Origin of the sequence: Mucilaginibacter phenanthrenivorans, assembly GCF_024721155.1 — a bacterium.
Lineage (GTDB): Bacteria > Bacteroidota > Bacteroidia > Sphingobacteriales > Sphingobacteriaceae > Mucilaginibacter > Mucilaginibacter phenanthrenivorans.
In genome coordinates this window covers 213,029-235,570 of the sequence record NZ_JAHVAP010000001.1, presented here as the reverse complement: position 1 = coordinate 235,570, position 22,542 = coordinate 213,029, and the positions used below count along the sequence as shown (strand labels likewise).

Sequence of the window (22,542 nt, the reverse complement as noted above, 5' to 3'; positions counted from 1 at the left end):
CATGGAAAACGTTAAAGTAGAGCAGCAAACATCAGTACGTACCTCTCTCCAGTTGGGTATCTACAAAGTAATTGACCCGGTGGTTAAGGTATTTATTAAACTGGGCCTCACTCCAAATGCGGTAACCTCAATTGGGTTCGTGCTGAATGTAGGTGTAGCTGTGATATTTATCATTGGCGCCGAAGAAGGTAACCGGGGTGACCTTAGCTATGTAGGCTGGGCAGGCGGACTAATACTTTTTGCAGGTTTGTTTGATATGCTTGACGGGCAGGTTGCGCGTTTGGGCAATATGAAATCTACGTTTGGCGCATTATACGATTCTGTTTTAGATCGGTACAGCGAGCTTATCATGTTTTTAGGCATCTGCTACTACCTTGTTGGTCATCATTACTTCCTGAGTTCTATTTTTGCGTTTATCGCACTTATCGGTTCTATGATGGTAAGTTATGTAAGAGCCCGCGCCGAGGGTTTGGGGATCGAGTCTAAAGGTGGCTTAATGCAAAGACCTGAACGTGTGGTTACAATTGGATTATGCGCAATGCTTTGCGGTATTACGTCGATGTACATTGGTGGCGATTATAAGCTGTATGTCCCGGGCATAAAGTTCCATGTATTTGAAACCATGACGATATTTACATTCCCTATTGCAGTTGTGGCAATATTGACAAATATTACCGCAGCTAAAAGGTTGATTAATGCTAAAAAATCGCTTTTAGAAGAGCAGCAATAGCTTGGTTTATTAACAAAACATTAAGGAATTTCGATTTTGATTGAGCGCCGGCACGTAAAATATCATATCTTCGTAACAATTACATAAAAGAACTTACAGTACACCAAAACTTTCTTAAAATTGGGGTACAAATTAATTTGAATAGCAGGAATAGAAATTTTAAAACATTTTTTAACCCTGATCAGCGATGAAAAAGAAATATGTTTCCAATTCACAGGAATCTGTGAGAATGTTTAAAAGTGATCTTTTAGAGAGTTTATCTAAGGTTCACTTTACTGTACCGCTTTATATTTTTGTTCCTGTTATCGGTTTTTGCATCTATAAATACATCCAAAGCGGGTTAAACGGATTGCTTTTTGTTGAACTATTCGTCTTCGGGCTTTTTGTTTGGACGCTTGTTGAATATATTATGCACCGCTTTGTATTTCATTACGAACCTGCAGACAAGCCATGGGCGCAACGCATGCACTTTATTTTCCATGGAGTTCATCACGACTATCCGAGTGATGCTAAACGCCTTGTTTTGCCGCCATCAGTAAGTATTCCCCTTGCGACCGGCTTTTATTTTTTGTTTAATGCCATATTGCCAACAAACTACATCTGGGGCTTTTTCCCTGCCTTTATATTAGGATATCTCTTTTACGATATATCACACTACGCTATACATCATTTCAATTTCAAAGGCAATATCTGGAAAAAGATAAAACAGCACCACATGCTACACCACTACCAGGACCCTGACAAGGGATACGGTGTAAGCTCGCCGCTTTGGGACAAGATCTTCCGCTCAGATTTTATTAAAAAATAGCATGACTAATGCTGTTGGTGATGGTATCAGGATAAATACCCGGTCGGTAATTATTGTTGCTGCGGTAACTATATTTTACCTGCTATTTTCGGCCTGGCTTGTTGGATTTAAAACCGATCAGTTGGTCCTGGCGGGTATCTTTAACATCGCATTTTTCGCGTCGCCAATCAGTCGTAAATTCATAACAGGCTTTTTAATATTTATAGTTTACTGGGTGATCTTCGACTATATGAAGGCCTTTCCAAACTATAATTACAACACTGTTCACATTGCCGATCTATACAATACCGAAAAGCACTTGTTTGGCGTTCACTTTAATGGAAAGCTACTTACCGCTAACGAATACTGGCGAATAAATGGCAAAACATGGATAGATGTGGCCGCGGGCATCTTTTACTTGTGCTGGATCCCTGTTCCGCTGGCTTTTGCTGCATTTTTATTCTTCAAAAACAGGAAGCAATTTTTATATTTCTCAATAACCTTTGTCCTTGTCAATTTCATCGGCTTTGTTGTGTATTATTTATACCCTGCGGCTCCTCCATGGTATGTAGAATATAATGGGTTTACATTTCATGCCCATACCCCCGGAAACACTGCCGGTTTGGTGAAGTTTGACAACTTTTTTCATGCGGGAATCTTTAAATCGATATATGCCAAAGGATCAAACGTATTTGCTGCGATGCCCTCTTTGCATTCGTCATACCCGGTTATCGTTTTATACTATGGGATTAAGAATCGCCTTAAATGGCTCAACTTGTTTTTCGTTGTAGTGATGCTGGGGATTTGGTTTACCGCTGTTTATGCGAGCCATCATTACATCATAGACGTACTGGCAGGGATCTTCTCGGCCATCACCGGAATCACAATTTTCAACTTACTGATTAACAAGGTAGCGCCATTTAGAAACTTCATAGAGAAGTATGAAGAAAAAATAAGGTAGCCCTGCTTTTTAACGTTCCTGAATATCGCATCAGTTTTATGTCAGTCAATGTAATATGGCTTTTGCTCATACAACTACTCACCAAAAAACTGTGCTATTTACCTGCTATCAACAAATTCACGCAATACACTTATTAACAGCTGTTAATATGTTTTTCTTGCGAAATCCACCATTAATAATTATCAAAAATTTCACATAACAATAAATACTTTATCATAACGAAACTGTAACGGCTATTTATCAATAGTTAGCTAATAACAGGCACATTTTTTGCTTACAATAGGTATATTTATAGTCCTGGCATTGGGATAGCTTATGAAAAAAACAACTACGCTATTATTTTTTCTATTTGTCTGCCTGGGGTTATCGGCGTTTTCGCAAACTGCCGATACCGTGAAAGCATCTGCACCTGACACTTCAAAACAAGCCACATCCAAGCCAACAGAACTCGCCAGTTCAGATAGCGTAAAATTAGTTTCGGCGATGGTTCGCATTGATAGTGTGAACTTTGTGATCTCGGGTCGTAAAAAAAACAACTTCAGCCTGACTGCAATTTCTCATTTTCCCGGCAACTTGAATTATTCTGTTCCATTTGATCATAAAGATGATTTCGCTTTACAGGCGATTACCCATTATGCCGATAGCCTAAACATGACGGGTATGGCAAACCATAAGGATAGCCTTAGTTATATTGATCCAAAGTTTGTGGATAGTATGCGCTTCCTTGCAAAAATGGCCCACCTGGATAGTATTAAATTTAGGGCATACCGTGCATTAAAGGACACCATGGTGAAGCAACTTGCCATTATGAGCCTGGATACTTTAAAACTGCAATTAAAAGTTCCGGAGCAAAATTTATTTAAAGGACCCATCTATACCGAAATAGCCAAAAGATACCTGGATTATGATACGCTTAGCAATAAGATGACAAGGGTAAGTTACCAAAGTAAGGTATTAAGCTACACCATGTTGGCACTGCACCAGTATTCTTATTTTAACGACACCACGGGTCTGCGAATTTCGTTCGATAACCTGGCCAAAGTTTACATGGCTCAAAAAAAATTCAGCCAGGCTAAATGGTTCATTTTACAATCGAACTCCTTGTCGAGAGATAAAAAAGACTATGTAAATGTAATTAAGTCGTTAATAACTCTGTCGACCATCAAAAGCGAAGTAAGTGATTACACCCTGGCTATGCGCGATTTAGATGAAGCGTTACAAATCTCCGTAACTACCCATAATCCAAAGCTACAATCAGAAGTATTGAGGTATTATGGACTATTGTATAGCCGCCTTAAAAACTACCAGAAAGAAGAAGCGGTGTTAAAAAAACGGGACTCTGTAGAGGAAAGCATCCGGAAAGACGAGGAAGCAAAAATGATTGCGGCCCTGGTCACAAAGGACTCTGTTGAGAAGAAAAAAACTGATTCGGTTCAAAGCAAAAAAAAAGTACTTTCATCAAATACCAGGAAGCTTTACAAAAGCAGCTCTCCCAAAAAAGTCGATTCGTTATAATGCTGATAGTCGCTATTGCTTTAATTTCAATTGCGGTCATTATTTTTCTAAAGCGAAAAAGGGGCAACTGGCGTTCAATAATCAGGCGGCCAAGGCGATAAACTTAATTTCATCCTGCTGATACTAAACCTATAGCGATTACTGTTGTCAAAATAAACATGAAGGCATTATTAGCGCTACTTATAGCATGCTCCATATTTTCTTACCCAAACAGCTTTGGCAGGCAAACCATGAGTAAAGAAGAGTTCAGGCGCGAGTTTTTGGAAAGCATAAATAAGGTACGTCAAAAGGGTTGTAATTGTGGCAGTACCTATATGCCTCCCGTCCCGCCCCTTGTTTGGAACGATCAGCTTGAGTTTGCCGCAATAGGGCACGCGGTAGACATGTCGGACAAAAACTATTTCAGCCATACCAGTAAGAATGGCCGCACAATGGACAAACGCATAACCGCGGCAGGTTACACCATGAAGGGTTACCAAAGCTTCGCAGTCGGCGAAAACATCGCCCAGGGGCAGCAAAGCATCGACGAAGTAATGAAGGGTTGGTTTAAAAGCGAGGGACATTGCAAAAACCTGATGAACCGCGAGTTCAGGGAAGTTGGCGTTGCATCATATAACACGTATTGGGTGCAGGACTTTGGCGGCCGTCAACCATTCTCGGCAGAACAGCAAAAACTGCTTAAAAGCGGCAAGTATAAAATGATTGAGCGGAATTGAGTACTATTCCGCCTTTTCCTTTGGTCCGCGCTTGTAAATTATCAATCCATTCAGGAAATTACGCAGGATCTGGTCGCCACAGGGTTTAAAGTTAGGATGATCTTCCTTACGAAAAATTGCACCAAGTTCTGTTTTAGTGATGCGAAAGTTGGCAAGCTCCAATACCTTTATAATATCATCATCGGTGAAATGCATAGCCACCCGCAGCTTTTTCATGATATCATTATTACTCATATTTCTTGTTTTTTTAAATCCTTATATTGAAATTTCAATTTTAACCTTTTTGTTTTTGATCTTTTCAGCTTTAAGCAGCTCCACTGTGCGCTTTGCAAGGTTACGTTTAACCGCGGCATAAGATGAATAATCCAGCACTTCTATCAACCCAAGATCATCCTTCGCAAGTTCACCCTTTTGCAGCAGCAGGCCTACTATATCAACCTTGTTCACCTTATCTTTTTTACCTGCTCCAATATACACGGTTGCCCATGGCGTTGGTTTTGGAACAGGAAGATCAGCTGGTAACACTTCAATTTCCGGTTCTTTGTCGAGGTACTTCAGCTTTTCATCTTCAGTTAAGATCAAATATGCCGTTCCTTTTGCATGCATCCTGGCAGTACGTCCATTACGATGTGTGAACGCCTCTTCGTTATGCGGCAGCTGGTAATGAACAATATATTCTATCTCTGGGATATCTAGCCCCCGTGAGGCAAGATCCGTAGTTATTAATAATCGGTGGCTACCATTCCTGAATTTCAGTAAGGCACGTTCCCTATCCTCCTGCTCCATTTTGCCGTGAAATATATCATGTACCAGTCCCCTATCCCAGAGCAACTCGCTGATGCGCTCAACAGCATCCCTGTGGTTACAAAAAACGAGGGTAGCCTTATCCCCTATTTTACAAAGCAAGGAGAACAAGGTATCGAGTTTATCAGCTGCCGGTGACAAGACAGCCTTTAATTTTAGATCGGGAGCGTTTGTTGTGTTTTGAAGAAAGTCCACCAAAGTGGGCTTATTGATCCCGGTGAATGAGGGAATTTCGTCCATTTTAGTAGCCGAGGTAAGGATTCTTTTTGTAAGGTGATCCATTTGCCGGATGATATAGGTCATATCCTCCTGGAAACCAAACTCCAGCGCCTTATCAAATTCATCAAGGATCAACGTTTTGATGGTATCAGTCGTAAAACTTTCGCGACGCAGGTGATGACCAATGCGGCCCGGCGTACCAATTAACACCGCAGGTGGCTGCGAGAGGTTGTTCCGTTCAATTTTAACGGGGTGACCACCATAACATACATTCACTTTAAAGCCGCTGCCTATAGCCTTAAAAACCTGCTCAATCTGTAAGGCCAACTCACGCGAGGGCACCATGATCAGCGCCTGGACGGTTGGGATTTTAGGATCTAATAAGGATAATAACGGAAGCAGGAACCCCAGTGTTTTACCGGAACCCGTTGGCGAAAGCAGGATGACATCTCCCTTTTTTGCAGCATCAAGCGCAGCATACTGCATTTTGTTTAATTCGGCGATCTTTAGCTTTTCAAGCGCTTGTTTTATCATTTGCTGCAAAGATACGGAATAAAGGGGAGAGCATATGCAGTAAGCATTTCAGCAAGCTGCGAAGAATGCCGCATGCAGACTAAACAAATGCCTTTTTCATGGCGATGGGTTTGAAACCCATCGCTATAGTTATATTTTATGTATATGATAAAGACTAAGAAGCGTTTTACAAAAATCCACCAATCAAAAATACTAACCCGATAACTGCAAAACCCATGCTCGCCAGCCATAAAGCTTTACGCTTTGTGATAATAGATATGGCCCCTATAGCAATCGCAACCTGGAATAACGTGACACACTTCGCAAGTGTGGAATGCTTGGCAGTGTGTTCATCACTTTCCTTTTGAAAATCTTTAGCCTCCTCCATAATTTTGGCCTGTTCTGCCTTATTCTCCTTAACCTTTTCAACATCTTCGGCAACAGGGGCCTTTCCAAGCGCCACCAATATTTTATTTGAGGAAATCAACATCTCCGACTTAATACCCTTAGCCTGGTAAAATGCCCATTGGTCAGACGCGCGCATTTGCGTCATCATTGCCTCGTCGGCATGAGCTCCCGCCATTAAACCGGCTATGGCAGCTAATACGGCAAAAACTGCAGTGGTGAGTGCAACATATAACACCCATTTTTCTTTTCCTTCTGAAAGCATGTGGTGTGCATGTTCGTTACTTTGCTCGTGGATCTTTTCTGAAAAATTTTCTATTTCTTCCATCGGGGGTATTTAAACGGATGTAAAGTTACAACTATTGAAGCTGTTCCGGGTCGGCACCGATCGGATCTCTATATTTTTTTATAAAGTCAGCTACTTCAGCGGCCTCCTCATAAGTCAATTCATCCATACCGTTATAGGTCCAATCGCCCATATTTTCATCAAAAACTATCTCGCCCATTCCTACGACACCATCTGTTAGCTTAAATACACCTGTTGCATAAAAATCGCCGTTGGCCAGTAGTGAATTTACAGGTGTAATGGTCAGGTGAACAGGTCCATTTGAGGTTTCAAGGACATAAATTGTTTGGTTTATCATGGCTAATCATCTAATAATTACTAAAATACGGTTATTTTACCGGAGTTTATCAAATCAATTTATGTTATGCAAAAACTTTGCCTTAAATGTAAATTACCCATAAAATGTTAGCACATTAATAATAAGTTTGTAGTTGGTTCATTGGTTTACTTGTTTACTTGTTCATTTATTCATTGTGCTGCTTAGCTATATAAAAGCGATAAGACCAGTGAACAAATGACACCAATGAACAAATGAACGAAAATAATGAAATTAACGATATACGGGGCTGCCCGCCAGGTTACCGGGAGCATGCATTTGCTAGAGGTGGGGAAATTTAAAATATTAATAGACTGCGGGCTGGATTATGAAAAGGACCGAAACATACAGGCAAACGAAAACTTCCCCTTCAAACCGGAAGATATAGATGTTGTTATATTAACCCATGCACACATTGATCATTCGGGAAACCTCCCTACGCTTGTGCGTTTGGGATTTAACGGGCAAATTCTGTGCACACCTCCTACTGCCGACCTCACCGAGTTATTATTGCTTGACTCTGTAAACATTTTTATGCGCAAGGCTGATAAGGGCCGCAAGCACCGTAAGGGAAAGTTTAATACCGGAATACAGCCGTTGTACCTGCAAAAGCATGTGATGGATACAGTAGACCGATTTGTAACAATTGGTTTCGACAGACCGTTCCGCATCAATGGCGACATCGAACTTACTTTTATTTCTGTAGGGCACTTATTAGGGGCTGCCGCTGCTATATTCAAGGTGAATGATAACGGCGAAGAAAAATCAATTGCCTTTACCGGCGATATCGGGCGTAAGAATTACCCGGTACTTGAAGATCCACAGGAATTGCCGCAGGTTGATTATTTAGTGACTGAATCGACATACGGCGGAAGACTGCACACCAAGGATAAAACCGTTGAACAGACCTTAGTTGAGGTTATTGAGAAGGCCTGTATTAAGGAACAGGGGCGCATGATCATCCCGGCATTCAGTATTGGGCGTACACAATCATTGGTTTATGCACTGAACAAGATCTTCACGAGCGGATTATTGCCGCCGGTTAAGGTATTTGTTGATAGTCCGCTTGCAACACGTTCAACGGAGGTATTCCGCAAATATCATTATTTGGTGAATGATGAGGCACAGGAGTTTTATCAAAAGAAAGGCGACGAATTTGAGTTTGAGAATTTGGTGTATGTGGAGTCATTGAAGGACAGCCGCCAGGTTTCCAATTATTACGAGCCTTGCATTATAATCTCTTCGGCAGGCATGTTGGAGGGTGGCCGCATCCAGGATCACCTGTTTTATAATATTCAGAATTATTATTGCACCATACTATTTATAGGTTATTGCGCAAAAGGAACATTGGGACATCGCCTTTTACGCGGCGACTCCATCGTCCACATAAAAGACCGAGATCTGGCCGTTTATGCCACCATCAAACAAACCGATGTACTCAGCGCTCATGGCGATCATGAAGACCTGGTAAACACCGTAAAGCAGCAGGATAAGGCAAAACTGAAGAACGTATTTTTAGTACATGGCGAAGTAACAAGTATGCAGGCTTTGGCGGACGCGTTGGAAGTTGAGGGCTATCCGGTTACTATTCCGGAGAAGGGGTTGAGTTATCTTCTTTAAACGTTAAGAAGTCATGTCATTGCGAGCGTAGCGTGGCAACCGCGAACTTTACCGAGCGAATAGAACGGTGTACAACTTATATAGCAGTCATGCATAGTTCACGATTGCTTCGTACCCCGCAATGACATATTTGGTAAACAAAAAGGCACAAATTGAACTCAATCAATTTGTGCCTTTTTTATAATTGGTCTCTCAAAAATTCGTAAAATCCAAATCAATTCGAGACTATTCGTGTCAATTATTTATTAAAGTGTCCTATTATCAAACTGGCCAGTTCAACACCAATGCGTTCCTGTGCTTCATTTGTAGCAGCGCCGATGTGCGGTGTTAAGGAGATTTTTGGATGTTTAATGATCTCTTCGCGTGGAGTTGGCTCGTTATCAAAAACGTCAAGTGCGGCGAACGAAACCTGCCCGCTGTTTAAGGCATCAACCAAAGCTAGTTCGTCAATTAAGCCGCCACGGGAGATATTTACCAGCCCAACGCCTTTCTTCATCAATGCTAATTCTTCAGCGCCGATCAGGGCTTTGTCTACAAACGGAGTGTGCAGGGTAATAAAGTCAGCGGTTTTGATGATCTCGTCAAGCGAAGCCGTGGTAACTGACGCCTTGACCTTTGTGCCACCGCCTAAGGTAAGTTCCAGTTCAGGGCTAAACGGGAACAAGTCATACGCCAAAACGTTCATACCAACACCAATCGCTATTTTAGCTACCTCGCGACCGATACGTCCGAAACCTACAATACCTAAGGTTTTATCGCGCAACTCAATGCCTTTGGCGTAAGCTTTTTTTAGATCGTTAAATTTGGTATTACCTTCAACCGGCATTTTGCGGTTACTGTCAGGTAAAAAACGAACACAGCCAAAAAGCTGGGCGAACACCAATTCGGCAACTGACAGTGATGATGACGCAGGCGTATTGTAAACGCCGATGCCTTTTTCCTTTGCATAGTCAACGTCGATGTTATCAACACCTACGCCGCCGCGGCCAATCAGTTTTAAATTAGGGCAGGCGTCAATTAACGCTTTGCGCACTTTGGTGGCGCTGCGAACCGTAATTGCATCATATTCCTGCAAACGTACAGGTAATTCCTCCTGCGGAATGTTATTTGTATCTACAAAAAAACCGGCATCCTCCAGCATTTTCTTGCCTATCGGATCGATGCCATCATTGGCTAATATTTTGATCATAATTGAGAGCCCCCCGGCCCCCTAAAGGGGGAGCTATAATTCGTTGGGCTTTTAGGGAAAGCCTTATAATTTATCCAGCCACCAACATTCCCCCTTTAGGGGGTTAGGGGGCTAAACTTTATTTTTCTCAGCAAATTCCTGCATGGCGTCAATCAGTACATAAACACTGGTGATTGGCAATGCATTATAAATAGAAGCGCGGAAACCGCCTACACTCCTGTGGCCTTTTATGCCTATTATATCCTTATCGTCACAAAGTTTCAGGAAAGCCTTCTCAAGATCCGGATTTTCCATTACGAAGCAAACGTTCATGTGTGAACGGTCTTCAACTTCACAAACAGGCTTAAAGAACGGGTTACGATCGATCTCTTCGTAAAGCACACGAGCCTTGGCAATGTTTTCCTTCTCTATTGCCGCTACACCGCCTTTTGATTTTAACCAGTTAAGGGTAAGCATTGATACATAGATAGCAAATACCGGCGGAGTGTTATACATCGATCCGCCTTCAATTTGTACCTGGTAGTTGAACATAGCCGGGATCTTGCGGCCGGTTTTGCCTAAGATAGAATCCTTTACAATAACCAGCGTTACACCGGCAGGGCCCATGTTTTTCTGAGCTCCCGCGTAAATCAATCCAAAATCGGCAACATTAACCTTGCGGCTAAAAATATCTGACGACATATCGCAAACCACCGGGATCGGCGATTTAGGGAATTCCTGTAACTGCGTACCGTAAATGGTGTTGTTTGATGTGATGTGAAAGTAAGCGGCATCAGTCGGGATAGTATAATCCTTAGGGATGTAAGTAAAGTTTTTATCCTTCGATGTAGCAACAACTTCTACTTCGCCAAAAAACTTCGCTTCTTTAAGCGCTTTGTTTGCCCACACGCCTGTTTCCAGGTATGCAGCTTTGCCACCATCAGGCAGCAGGTTATAAGGCGCTAATGCAAATTGTGTGCTGGCGCCGCCCTGTAAAAATAAAACAGAGTAGCCTTCAGGCACATTGAACAATTCCTTTACCAGCTTTACCGCTTCGTCTAAAACAGATTCAAACTCAGGCGAACGGTGTGAAATTTCCAAAATAGAAAGTCCGATTCCGCCAAAATCAACAACCGCAGCTGCTGCCTGTTTTAAAACTTCGTGTGGTAAAATGCCTGGTCCGGCGCCAAAATTATGTTTCATTTTATTTAATTTTTTCAATGAGGAATGAAGCTATCGTGAGCTTAATTACGTTTTGAGCAGATGCTCCGATGGTTTCATTTGGTTTAATTGGTTTTTGTTTAATTATAGTTAATTAACAAATCGATATTAAGATGGGCCGAAGTTAATTAATTTGATAATATTTATTATGATTATTTGCTTTTTTTGAAAAATGATACAAATAGCTGATAAATTAAGCTTTGAATTTTCAATATTAAAAAAATTAAGGCAGTTTATTATCAGCGTTATATCACGATCGCGACCCGGAGCCGGATTTTTTTAAATTGGTTATCGCGACCAACGGGTCGGGAGCCGAGAAAACTGAGTTGCCTGCCACCAAAACATTGGCGCCTGCATCAAGCAGTTTATCAGCATTGCTCATGTCAACCCCTCCATCAACTTCTATATACAATTCGGGATTATATCTCCTGGCGAGTGCTTTAATATCCTTTAGTTTTTTATAAGTGTTCTCAATAAACTTCTGACCGCCAAAACCCGGATTTACTGACATGATCAATACCATATCCAAATCAAGGATGATATCTTCTAAAACTGCAACCGGTGTATGCGGGTTTAAGGCCACACATGCGCGGCAACCAAGTTCTTTGATATGTTGGACGGTGCGATGCAAGTTTGGACAGGCTTCGTAATGAACGGTCATCCCAGAGGCTCCTGCTTCCTTAAAGTTATTTAAGTAGCGATCCGGATCAACAATCATTAAATGGACATCAAGCGGCTTGGTAGCGTACTTATTTACAGCATTAACAACCGGGAAACCGAAGGAAATATTCGGCACAAACATCCCATCCATAATATCAACATGGATCCAGTCTGCATCACTTTTATTGATCAGTTCAATATCGCGTTGCAGGTTGGCAAAATCAGCCGCTAAAATGGAAGGCGCTATGAGGTGGTTCATGGGGTCAAATATAGTGATTAGAGGTTAGAGATTGGAGATTAGTTGTTTTTGCCCATATTTTATATCAGCATTTTTCCAAATCTCCAATCGCTATCTCTAATCAACTTATTCCGTCTTCAAACTCTTTACAGGGTTCATCAGCGCAGCTTTTATCGCACGGAAGCTTACCGTAGTTAATGTAATTACCACGGCTAAAATTGCAGCTACCGCAAACACCCACCAGCTTACACCTGTTCTGAATTCAAAGCCCTGCAGCCACCAGTTGGCGGCGTACCATGCTATTGGGAATGCCACAATTCCGGCAATGGCCACCAGTTTCAAAAAATCATTCGAAAGCATCCTGACAATATTGGCAACGCTGGCGCCAAGTACCTTGCGAATTCCAATCTCTTTAGTGCGTTGCTCTGCGGCGTATGTAACGAGGCCGAACAAACCCAAACAGGCAATCAGGATCGCAAAAAAAGCAAATGACATAAAGATCTTACCTGTATTCTGCTCATCCTGGTAAATATGGTTAAAGTCATCATCCATAAATGAATACGAGAATGGCTGTCCGGCCATATTCGCGTCGGCTCCGTGATACAGGGTCTCTATTTGAGAAATAAGCGCTGGAATATTTTTTGTACTGATCCTGAATTCCATGGAGCCCCGGTTAACGCCTAAACGCATTACCAGCGGTTCAATTTTGCTGCGCAACGAGCCGGAATTGAAATCTTTAACCACACCGACAACATTAAGTGTAAAATGCCTTTCAGGAGTTCCCCTGAATAGTTCTTTGTTTAGCGGATCCCGAAAGCCCAGCATAACAGCTGCTGTTTCGTTAACAATTACAGCAGTTGAATCTGAAAGGTTACCTTTTACAAAGTTCCGCCCCTTTGCCATCTGCATTCCAAGCGTAGGAATATAATCTTCATCAATATACCATGTTGAAAGCGCAGTAGACTGCCCCGGGCTATTGGCAGCGTCCTTACTGTAAACTTCAGTATTGTTATTTTTGGCGGTCGGCAAAAAGGAGCTCATAGTGCCAGACTGCACGCCTGCAAGTTTTAACACGTCCTGTTTAAATGAATTGGCGTGCAGGTAAAGTGATGCCGTATTTTTTATTATCAAAACCTGTTCACGATTATAGCCAAGCTTTTTGTTCCGGATGTAGTTCAGTTGGTTATAAATAACCAATGTGCCTACTATCAGTAAAATAACTGTGGCAAACTGAAAAACCACCAGGCTATTGCGCAGCCAGCTCCCTTTGAAGCCGGATGCCAGCTTGCCCTTTAAAACCTCGATAGGTTGAAACGCCGACATAAAGAATGCCGGGTAAAGGCCTGCCATTAAACCGATAAATACCGTAACCACTAGCAGGCAAGGCGCCAGCCAGATGGTAGCCAACAGATCGAGTGTTATTTGCTTGCCCGATAATTGGTTAAAATATGGCAACAACAGCGCAGCAATAAACAATGCTATACATAAGGAGATAAAACTGGTAAGAGTTGATTCTGTCAGAAACTGGTAAATCAGCGTCTCGCGATTTGAGCCCAACACCTTACGTACACCAACTTCCCGGGCTCTGCCCGCAGATCGGGCGGTTGAAAGGTTCATAAAGTTTACACAAGCAATCAATAGGATAAAAGCAGCGATTATTATAAAGATGTAAACGTACTGCACATTGCCTGATGGCTCAACTTCATTTGTAATGGGTGAGTATAAATGAATCTTTGTGATGGGCATAGTAGCAAACCGGAAATGGTCGCCTTTGCCTTCCAAATCAGTTATGGAACTGTGAATATATTGTACCAACTCAGGTTCGGCGTATTTTTTTGTGGCTTGCCTTAAATAACCATCCAGGTCATGTTCAGTAAAGCCCTTGTGTAACAGTATATAGGTAAGATAATTTACGCTGGTCCATTCGGTGCCGCGGCTCTCTGGCAACCCTGACATCGCCTTGATCAAATTAAAATGTAGGTGTGACTGGCGCGGCATATTTTTTATCACACCGGTTATTTTATAATCCCTTGTATTATCAAGGTGCAATGTTTTGCCGATAACATCTGTGGTATTAAAATATTTTTGTGCCACAGCTTCAGATATCACCAACGAATAAGGTTGCACCAAAGCAGTTTTAGGATCGCCTGCTATCATCGGCAATGTAAAAACTGTAAACAGGTTGGCATCACCATAAAAGCCGCCTTCTTCTGTTAAAGTTTGATTGCCTTTTTTTACCAATATTTTACCATCGTCCCTCAGTCGGGTAGCCTGCTCAACCTGGGGATATTCCTTCATCATGGTAGCAGCCATTGGGGCAGGCGAGTCACGGTCGATAAACACGCTGCCATTCACTTTAAAGTCTGAGTTAACACGATAAATGCGATCAGCGTTTAAATTGTATTTATCGTAGTTCAATTCGTCAACCACAAATAAGGTAATCAACAAACAAACGGCAAGCCCGATAGCAAGCCCGAAAATATTAATGGCAGAAAAGCCCTTGTTCCGCCAAAGGTTTCTAAATGCTATTTTAAAGTAGTTGGTAAACATAAGGTGAGTCGGTAATTTAAGTGAAAAATATTAATTAAAGTTCAAAAAACACTATCAAATCGAATATTTTCTTTAATTTATAATATTCTCTATTCCGTCTTCAAACTCTTCACCGGGTTCATCAAAGCGGCCTTGATAGCGCGGAAACTTACTGTTGTAATGGTTATAACCACGGCCAGCAAGCCCGCTATTGCAAATACCCACCAGCCGATGTTGGTACGATAGGCAAAATCCTGTAGCCATCTGCTCATGGCCCACCAGGCAACAGGAAACGCGATGATGGCCGATATCCCTACCAGTTTCAAAAAATCGTTAGATAACATTGCTACAATATTGATTACACTTGCGCCCAATACCTTGCGGATCCCGATTTCTTTTGTACGTTGCTCGGCAGCGTAAGTAACAAGGCCAAATAAACCAAGGCAAGCAATCAGTATGGCAAAAAATGCAAATGACATAAATATTTTTCCGGTATTTTGTTCTGATTGATAGAGATGATTAAAGTCATCATCCATAAACGAATAGGTAAACGGCTGACCGGCCATGTTTGCATCAGCACCACGATACAATGCCTGGATCTGCGAAATAAGCACCGGAATATTTTTAGTTTCAATACGGATGGCCATCGCGCGTTTGTCGACACCTAAATTCATTACGAGCGGCGCAATTTTGTTGCGCAGAGACCCGGAGTTAAAATCCTTCACTACCCCCACAATCTGGTAATGGCGGCCGTTACGGTATAAAAACTTATTTAAAGGCTCTCTCATACCAAGCATGGATGCGGCTGTTTGGTTAATAAGCAAAGCTGCCGAATCAGTCAACCTGTCCTTCGCAAAGTTTCGCCCGCCTGCCATTTGCATGCCAAGGGTTGGGATATAATCTTCATCAATGTACCATGTCTCGAGCCCGACCGACTGGCCCGAACTCATGGATGCGTCCTTGCCGTAAACCTCGGTATCTTCATTAATTGTTGTAGGCAACGAACCAGACAATGTAACCGATTTAACCCCAGCAAGCTTAAGCACATCTTCCTTAAACGATTTTGAGTGCTCACCAAGCGAATAAATATTTTGCAGCACCATTACCTGCTCGCGATTGTAACCAAGTGTTTTATTGCGGATATAAGTAAGCTGGCTGTAAATAACCAGTGTGCCCACAATTAAAACAATAACCGTTACAAACTGGAAAACCACCAAGCCGTTGCGCAAGAAGCTATTTTTGAAACCGGCCGAGAGTTTACCTTTTAACACCTGTATAGGCTGAAAAGCCGACATGAAAAATGCAGGGTATGCACCGGCTATCAGGCCGATAATAAGCGTTGCAGACAACAGCGCCGGCAAAATCCAAACATTGGCAAACAGGTTTAAGCTGATTTGTTTGCCAGCCAGCTGGTTAAAATAATGAAGGAGTAATGACGCGATTCCCCAGGCAATGATCAGTGCAATAGAGCTGGTAACAATCGATTCGACCAGGAATTGATTAATAAGTGAGCCACGATTAGAACCAAGCACTTTACGCACCCCCACTTCTTTTGAGCGTCCTGCCGACCGCGCAGTTGAAAGGTTCATGAAATTAACGCATGCAATCAGTAGTATTAACACTGCTATAACTATTGACATGTATACGTATTGAATATTGCCGGATGGTTCCCTTTCATGCGTAACTTCTGAATAAAGATGAATTTTGGTTATCGGAATGGTTACAAACCTATAATGGTCGCCTTTTTGGTCAAGATCAGCGATAGTAGTGTGAATAAATTGTTTCAACTCAGGCTCAGCATATTTCTTGCAGGCCTCGCGCAGGTCATCGTCTATCTCTTTTTGCGAAACACCCTTGCGGGCAACCAGGTACGTCATTGAGTTTTCGCTGGTCCATTGCGTCTGGTTCCTGTCCGCACGTTCGCTTATTGCTTTGATAAAGCTGAAGTGGATATGTGATTGTACAGGCGTATTTTTTATCACACCGGTAATTTTATAATCGGTAGTGTTATCCATGCGCATTGTTTTGCCGATAACATCCAGCGTATTAAAATATTTTATAGCGATATTTTCACTAATAACCAGCGAATGTGGCTCATTGAGGGCGGTTTTAGGATCGCCTGCAATCATGGGTAATGTAAATACCTTAAACAGGTTGGCATCGGCATAATAGCAGTTGTCCTCAATCAAAGTTTGTTCACCCTTCTTTACCAAAATTTTGCCGTCGTTTTTAAGCCGGGCCGCCATTTCGATATTCGGGTATTCCCTGACCATTGTCGCAGCCATAGAGGCCGGCGATTCGCGATCAAGGAAAACACTGCCGTTTACTTTAAAATCGGATGTAACGCGGTAGATGCGATCGGCGTTTACATTGTACTTATCGTAGCTAAGCTCATCAATAACAAATAAAGTAATCAGCAAACAAACCGCAAGGCCAATAGCCAGCCCGAAAATATTTATTGCAGAAAACCCCTTATTCCTCCAAAGGTTTCTGAACGTTATTTTGAAGTAGTTTTTAAACATAACGCAAGATATTTATTAATTGCTAAGCGGTAAACAACCAACAAAATGCCAATTAATTAACAATTTGATTATCAATCAAGTAAATCAAAACACAGGAATAAAAAGTGTGCGTTTTTGATGCAACGGGGTGTTCGTTTGTGGTGGGAGGTTGTAGAAGTTATAATTTGTTATAAGGGTTGTAGTTGTTGAAAGACTTCTGCCTAAACAAAAACTAATCTTTAGTCTCTAATTGACTAGTCTCTAAACTCAATCACAATTCAGCAGCAGATCATAATACTTCTGCATCAAAACTGTGTCGTAGTTAACAAGGGAATTATAGGCTTCAGAAACAAGCTCATTAAGGATGGAAGAGCCCAGCTGGCCACCTCCGTTGGGGATAGAATCGTAATAAGTAATAAGTTCCTTAACCCTTATGATCTCGTATAATAATAACTGTACTAAATCCGCCTGTGAGCCTGATTGGATACCCGATGAATTATTATTAATAAAATCTAAAGGATCGTTATTGGTAGAAGCCATTTTATATATCAGGGATCGGTCTAAACGGTTTTATCAGTTAACATCAAACTTTATGAAGTTAAAAAACTTCCTTTTTGTTTTAAAAAAATCAAAATAATTTATTAAAAATGTTAAAACCCTCGATTTGAGGGTTTTAACATTTGAGTTTATTAAAAGAATGGTTGATTTAACTGAATAAGTTGTTTAAAAAGCGAATCCAACTTAATCATACAACCTAACACAATCAACTCTTAATTTGTCTTTTCCGGGCGAGGCAATAAAGCCTTACGTGAGAGTTTTAGCTTTCCTTGCTTATCAACGTCAAGCAGTTTTACCCGTACTTCGTCGCCAATTTCGAAAATGCCATCCATGGTTTCAAACCTTTTGTGGTCAATTTCTGAAATGTGCAGCAAACCATCCTTACCCGGCATAATTTCGACAAATGCACCAAAAGGCATTATCGATTTCACTTTACCCTCGTAAATCTCGCCAACTTCAGGTTTTGAAGCGATGGCTTTGATCCGTGATACCGCTTTGTCGATAGCTTCCTTATTGTCTGCAAAGATCTGAACTACACCCTGGTTGCCAACTTCCTCGATAGAGATAGTAGCACCGGTTTCACGCTGCATTTCCTGGATGATCTTTCCACCAGGTCCGATAACCGCACCGATGAATTCCTTATCGATCCGGATAGTGATAATGCGTGGTGCATGTGGCTTGTAATCCTCACGAGGAGCGGTAATGGTTTTAGCCATTTCGCCTAAAATGTGTAAACGACCATCTTTAGCCTGGTTTAACGCATTGGTTAAAACTTCGTATGATAAACCGTTTATCTTAAGGTCCATTTGAACAGCAACAATACCTTTTTCAGTACCTGTTACTTTAAAGTCCATATCGCCTAAGTGATCCTCATCACCCAAAATATCAGAAAGGATAGCATATTTGGTACCCATTTCGTTGGTGATCAAGCCCATCGCGATACCTGATACCGGCGATTTGATTTTAACACCTGCATCCATCAAGGCCAATGTGCCGGCACAAACCGTAGCCATTGATGATGAACCGTTTGATTCCAAAATATCAGAAACGATACGGATAGTGTACGGATTTTCGTCATCACCGGGCAATACCTGTTTTAACGAACGCATAGCTAAGTTACCATGGCCAATTTCACGGCGGCCGGCTCCCCTGTTCGGGCGAACCTCACCGGTTGAAAAACCAGGGAAATTATAATGTAAAAGGAATTTTGAGTAACCATTGATGAACGCGCCATCAATCATTTGTTCATCATCCTTAGCACCTAAAGTAACGCTGGTTAATGATTGTGTTTCACCGCGGGTAAATACCGCCGAACCGTGAGCTGCCGGTAAATAACCAACTTCGCTCCATATCGGGCGGATCTGGGTAGTTGAACGACCATCTAAACGTTTACCTTCGTCTAATACAAGGTTACGGATAGCGTCATACTCAACATCGTGGTAATATTTTTTAGCTAAGAATTTGGTAATGTCGTCAATCTCGCCTAAAGTAGCGATGTAAGTGTCACGCACTTCTTTAAATTTAGCTGAACGCTCGTCTTTTGCAGATGCAGAAGAAGCGATAGCGTAAACCTGGTCGTAAGTAGCAGCGTAGATGGCTTTTTTCAAATCCTCGTTGCTGTTCTCGTGGCTGTAAACGCGTTTTTCAGTCTTGCCGACTTCAATGGTTAATTCCTTTTGAGCTAAACATTGAATTTTGATAGCAGTGTGTGCAAATTTAATTGCCTCAACCAATTCAGCTTCCTGGATCTCTTTCGATTCACCTTCAACCATGTTGATGTCATGCTCAGAACCTGCTACGATAAATTCTAAGGTAGCAGTAGCTAATTGACTAAGGGTTGGGTTAATAATTAACTGACCGTCGACCTTGGCAACACGTACTTCGGAGATTGGGCCGTTAAAAGGAATGTTTGATACTGACAAAGCTGCTGATGCCGCCAAACCTGCAAGGCAATCGGGCATAATATCTTTATCGGCGGAAATTAAGGAGATCATCACTTGTGTATCAGCGTGATAATCTTCCGGGAACATTGGGCGCAATGCACGGTCAACCAAACGCGAGATCAAAACCTCGTAGTCTGATAAACGTGCCTCACGGCGTAAAAAACCACCCGGAATACGGCCTGTAGCAGCATATTTTTCCTGGTAATCGACAGATAGTGGTAGAAAATCAACTCCTTCTTTTGCTTCAGGAGATGATACAACAGTAGCAAGCAGCATGGTGTCACCCATTTTAATTACTACCGAGCCATCGGCTTGTTTGGCCAGTTTACCGGTTTCGATCTCAATGGTGCGGCCGTCACCTAAATCGATTACCTTTTTAATTACGTTTAAACTCATCTTGTTTTTGTTTTGGCGCGCTTTTCATCTTTCGGAGCGCACCGGTTTTTATGTGTGTGTATGTTGATGCAAAAGTAAAAAAGCCATCCAGATAAATCGGACGGCTTTTTTTAAAAAAATAAGAAAAGTTATTTGATGATATCCCTCAGCTGTAAAGCCTTGATGATAGCACGATATCTTCCAATGTCTTTTTTGTAAAGGTATGCCAGTAATGCACGGCGTTTACCAACTAATTTTTGCAGTGATAACTGGGTTGAAAAATCGTGTTTGTTTTTCTTTAAATGCCCGGTTAAATGTGCAATGCGGTAAGTAAACAATGCTACCTGACCTTCGGCTGTACCTGTATCGGCAGCGCTTTTACCATGTTTTGCAAAGATCTCCGCCTTTGCTTCTGTACTTAAATATATCACTTGAATAATATTAAAGCGTAAATAATTTGATTAATTGTGGGTGCAAAGGTATGGTTTGTTTATGGAATATGCAAGGGGATTTGAGTAATAGTTTGCAGTGGGCAGTGGCAGTTGGCAGTTGATAAAATCAAATGCAACTCATTTCTTTAGGACTTCCGGACTTACCGACTTTCGGACTATTCTACTCCCCATTATTATTGCCTTTGCCTTATCCAGCAATTCATCTTTTCCGGCTTTGATTCCGGCAATTGTAGGCTCTATTTTCACATCTATTTTAACGCCTTTACGCTGGGTTTCGGTGCCGTCAGGATAATAGACACCAAGCCCTGAAATATAAGATAAAATACCGCCCGGTAAGGTTACAAATGATATATCGCCATCCGCTCCTGCAGTTTGGCTGCCTATTACGGTAACATTGGGTGAGCTTTGGAAAGCCATTGTCGTATATTCAGCCTGGCTTTGCGATTGTGCATTTACTATAACCACTACCTTACCTTTATATTCATTTCCCGGATTTATCGCTATTGGCTGAGATATGGTAAATAATCCCGGTTGTTTTAAACTGCCGCTTGCAAATTTCACGAAAGGCGTATTGTTGGTTTTAATATACGGGCCGAATGAAAACGGCATAAATTCGCTCGGATAGCAGCGCATATCTATAATAATTCCCTTGGTATTGTTAAAAAGTATCTTTATAGCATGCAGATCCTTATCGTGATACTTACCGGGGAACAGGTAACCGATATTCCTATTTATTAAATAAAAACCCGGCGATTTGGGATCAGGGTCCTGGTCAATACTATTATTTAACTTAGTAACCGACACCCCGGCTATTTTTACCTCCTGGTGCCTGCCGTTGCGTGTTATATCAAGTGCAAAATTCATTTCCTTGCTTCTTAGCAAATTTATCCGCGGCAGATCGCGTAATTGCGTCGGGTAATTTGAAGCGGGTGTATAAGGTAGTAGTTTCTTTACCAGGTCTGCAACCTTTTGTCCGTTAATGCGCCCTATAATATCCCCGGGCTTAATCAGTTGCCTTATGTAAGTTGCAGTGTCATAATACCCGGTAACTACCAGCTTATCTTCAATAAACCTGGCCTGGATGGGCGCAGCGTATTTCCCCCTGAACACGGCTATTGCTTTGTTGCCGCCGTAAATATTTGCGTGAGTATCATGGATCCTCGCTATAAGGGCAAGCGTATTTAAAGCATAATCCTGAGCATTGGCTGCCAAAGCAAATTTAGGGATGCAATCTGCAAGCACATTATTCCAGTTCTCTCCTGCCAAATATTTATACGGATAAAAATAATTTATCATATTCCAGTACCTGTAAAGGCACAGCAGGCGGTAACCAGCATCCGGATAAATGAATTTACTGTACGGCAATTCATGCAAAAATGCAGGATTACCATTCTCCGCCATTTTTATATAATAACCCGGGCCTGTACTGCGGTTATTTAAAATATAAGTAAGCTTTTTTGTAAGCGATGCCGACAACACCTTATTGGTAAGCAAAGAGCCATAATCCGGCTTAAGCTTTACCTCGCCGGTTTCCTTAACATTACAATCAGCACAAACGGGTGGAACACCAAAACTATCCACCCATTTTTCGAGCACATTGCTTAGCTCAATATTATTGGCAGCTTTTACAACCTTCGGTATTATCCTGAAAAGCTCAAAATCCCAATTGTATTTCCCACCGGTTACTTCAGGATGGTGGTACTTCAAAAATCCCCATAGTTGTCCGAGAACAGTTAAATTAACAACCTGCTGTTTGCTGATCAGTATGGTATCTATTTTTGAACCTGCGTTGTAGGTTGTATCCTTAACCTGAGCAGACCCGGCATGTACGCATACTAAGCTTAATAATAAAATTAACAGGGATATACGTTTCATAAGGATTACGGTTGTTCGGGCTAAGTTAATGATTGGGACACAACACCGGCACTATTATTTTTATGTTGAATAGATAATCTCTTCATTCGT

Annotated in this window: 19 protein-coding genes; 6 read left to right on the top strand and 13 right to left on the bottom strand. The window is 41.7% G+C overall.

Annotated elements, in window-relative coordinates; all coding sequences use genetic code 11:
- Nucleotide 1 precedes the first annotated feature (1 nt).
- The 5 genes from KXD93_RS01090 to KXD93_RS01070 all read left to right on the top strand — a co-directional run bounded on the left by KXD93_RS01090 (nt 2) and on the right by KXD93_RS01070 (nt 4,709).
- Nucleotides 2-730, top strand: a complete 729-nt coding sequence (locus tag KXD93_RS01090) for a CDP-alcohol phosphatidyltransferase family protein (protein WP_258135007.1) — start codon at nt 2-4, stop codon at nt 728-730.
- A 187-nt stretch (nt 731-917) separates the two neighbouring features.
- Complete coding sequence (locus tag KXD93_RS01085) at nt 918-1,538, top strand: sterol desaturase family protein (protein WP_258135006.1); 621 nt, start codon at nt 918-920, stop codon at nt 1,536-1,538.
- A gap of 1 nt (nt 1,539) precedes the next feature.
- On the top strand, nt 1,540-2,478 hold the full coding sequence (locus KXD93_RS01080; protein ID WP_258135005.1) for a phosphatase PAP2 family protein: 939 nt from the start codon (nt 1,540-1,542) through the stop codon (nt 2,476-2,478).
- A gap of 315 nt (nt 2,479-2,793) precedes the next feature.
- Nucleotides 2,794-3,993 (top strand): tetratricopeptide repeat protein, encoded by a 1,200-nt coding sequence (locus KXD93_RS01075; RefSeq protein WP_258135004.1) that lies wholly within the window; start codon nt 2,794-2,796, stop codon nt 3,991-3,993.
- A gap of 158 nt (nt 3,994-4,151) precedes the next feature.
- The gene (locus tag KXD93_RS01070; RefSeq protein WP_258135003.1) at nt 4,152-4,709 is read left to right on the top strand and encodes a CAP domain-containing protein; all 558 of its coding nucleotides are present in this window, start codon (nt 4,152-4,154) and stop codon (nt 4,707-4,709) included.
- A gap of 3 nt (nt 4,710-4,712) precedes the next feature.
- Here KXD93_RS01070 and KXD93_RS01065 read toward each other — a convergent pair whose 3' ends face one another.
- From KXD93_RS01065 to KXD93_RS01050, 4 genes are all read right to left on the bottom strand, one after another.
- Nucleotides 4,713-4,943 (bottom strand): DUF1456 family protein, encoded by a 231-nt coding sequence (locus KXD93_RS01065; protein ID WP_258135002.1) that lies wholly within the window; start codon nt 4,941-4,943, stop codon nt 4,713-4,715.
- 21 nt (nt 4,944-4,964) lie between these two features.
- The gene (locus KXD93_RS01060; protein WP_258135001.1) at nt 4,965-6,266 is read right to left on the bottom strand and encodes a DEAD/DEAH box helicase; all 1,302 of its coding nucleotides are present in this window, start codon (nt 6,264-6,266) and stop codon (nt 4,965-4,967) included.
- A 166-nt stretch (nt 6,267-6,432) separates the two neighbouring features.
- Nucleotides 6,433-6,978: a DUF4337 domain-containing protein gene (locus KXD93_RS01055; protein WP_258135000.1), complete on the bottom strand. Its 546-nt coding sequence runs from the start codon at nt 6,976-6,978 to the stop codon at nt 6,433-6,435.
- A gap of 31 nt (nt 6,979-7,009) precedes the next feature.
- Nucleotides 7,010-7,294, bottom strand: a complete 285-nt coding sequence (locus tag KXD93_RS01050; RefSeq protein ID WP_258134999.1) for a hypothetical protein — start codon at nt 7,292-7,294, stop codon at nt 7,010-7,012.
- A 246-nt stretch (nt 7,295-7,540) separates the two neighbouring features.
- On the opposite strand from KXD93_RS01050, the gene KXD93_RS01045 reads away from it, so the two are divergent.
- Nucleotides 7,541-8,932 carry an MBL fold metallo-hydrolase gene (locus tag KXD93_RS01045; RefSeq protein ID WP_258134998.1) on the top strand — a complete coding sequence of 464 codons (1,392 nt, stop codon included), beginning with the start codon at nt 7,541-7,543 and terminating at the stop codon, nt 8,930-8,932.
- A gap of 238 nt (nt 8,933-9,170) precedes the next feature.
- On the opposite strand, the gene KXD93_RS01040 is transcribed toward KXD93_RS01045, so the two are convergent.
- From KXD93_RS01040 to KXD93_RS01000, 9 genes are all read right to left on the bottom strand, one after another.
- Nucleotides 9,171-10,121: a D-2-hydroxyacid dehydrogenase gene (locus KXD93_RS01040; RefSeq protein WP_258134997.1), complete on the bottom strand. Its 951-nt coding sequence runs from the start codon at nt 10,119-10,121 to the stop codon at nt 9,171-9,173.
- Between the two features lie 111 nt (nt 10,122-10,232).
- On the bottom strand, nt 10,233-11,303 hold the full coding sequence (gene serC, locus KXD93_RS01035) for a 3-phosphoserine/phosphohydroxythreonine transaminase (RefSeq protein WP_258134996.1): 1,071 nt from the start codon (nt 11,301-11,303) through the stop codon (nt 10,233-10,235).
- Between the two features lie 268 nt (nt 11,304-11,571).
- Complete coding sequence (rpe, locus tag KXD93_RS01030) at nt 11,572-12,240, bottom strand: ribulose-phosphate 3-epimerase (protein WP_258134995.1); 669 nt, start codon at nt 12,238-12,240, stop codon at nt 11,572-11,574.
- Nucleotides 12,241-12,345: 105 nt separating this feature from the next.
- Entirely contained in the window at nt 12,346-14,769 is a 2,424-nt protein-coding gene (locus KXD93_RS01025; RefSeq protein ID WP_258134994.1) for an ABC transporter permease, read from the bottom strand.
- An 89-nt stretch (nt 14,770-14,858) separates the two neighbouring features.
- Entirely contained in the window at nt 14,859-17,270 is a 2,412-nt protein-coding gene (locus KXD93_RS01020; protein ID WP_258134993.1) for an ABC transporter permease, read from the bottom strand.
- 246 nt (nt 17,271-17,516) lie between these two features.
- On the bottom strand, nt 17,517-17,789 hold the full coding sequence (locus KXD93_RS01015; RefSeq protein ID WP_258134992.1) for a hypothetical protein: 273 nt from the start codon (nt 17,787-17,789) through the stop codon (nt 17,517-17,519).
- 230 nt (nt 17,790-18,019) lie between these two features.
- On the bottom strand, nt 18,020-20,146 hold the full coding sequence (pnp, locus tag KXD93_RS01010; protein WP_258134991.1) for a polyribonucleotide nucleotidyltransferase: 2,127 nt from the start codon (nt 20,144-20,146) through the stop codon (nt 18,020-18,022).
- Nucleotides 20,147-20,274: 128 nt separating this feature from the next.
- Entirely contained in the window at nt 20,275-20,553 is a 279-nt protein-coding gene (gene rpsO, locus KXD93_RS01005) for a 30S ribosomal protein S15 (protein ID WP_258135691.1), read from the bottom strand.
- A 141-nt stretch (nt 20,554-20,694) separates the two neighbouring features.
- Nucleotides 20,695-22,452, bottom strand: a complete 1,758-nt coding sequence (locus KXD93_RS01000; protein WP_258134990.1) for a S41 family peptidase — start codon at nt 22,450-22,452, stop codon at nt 20,695-20,697.
- Nucleotides 22,453-22,542 lie beyond the last annotated feature (90 nt).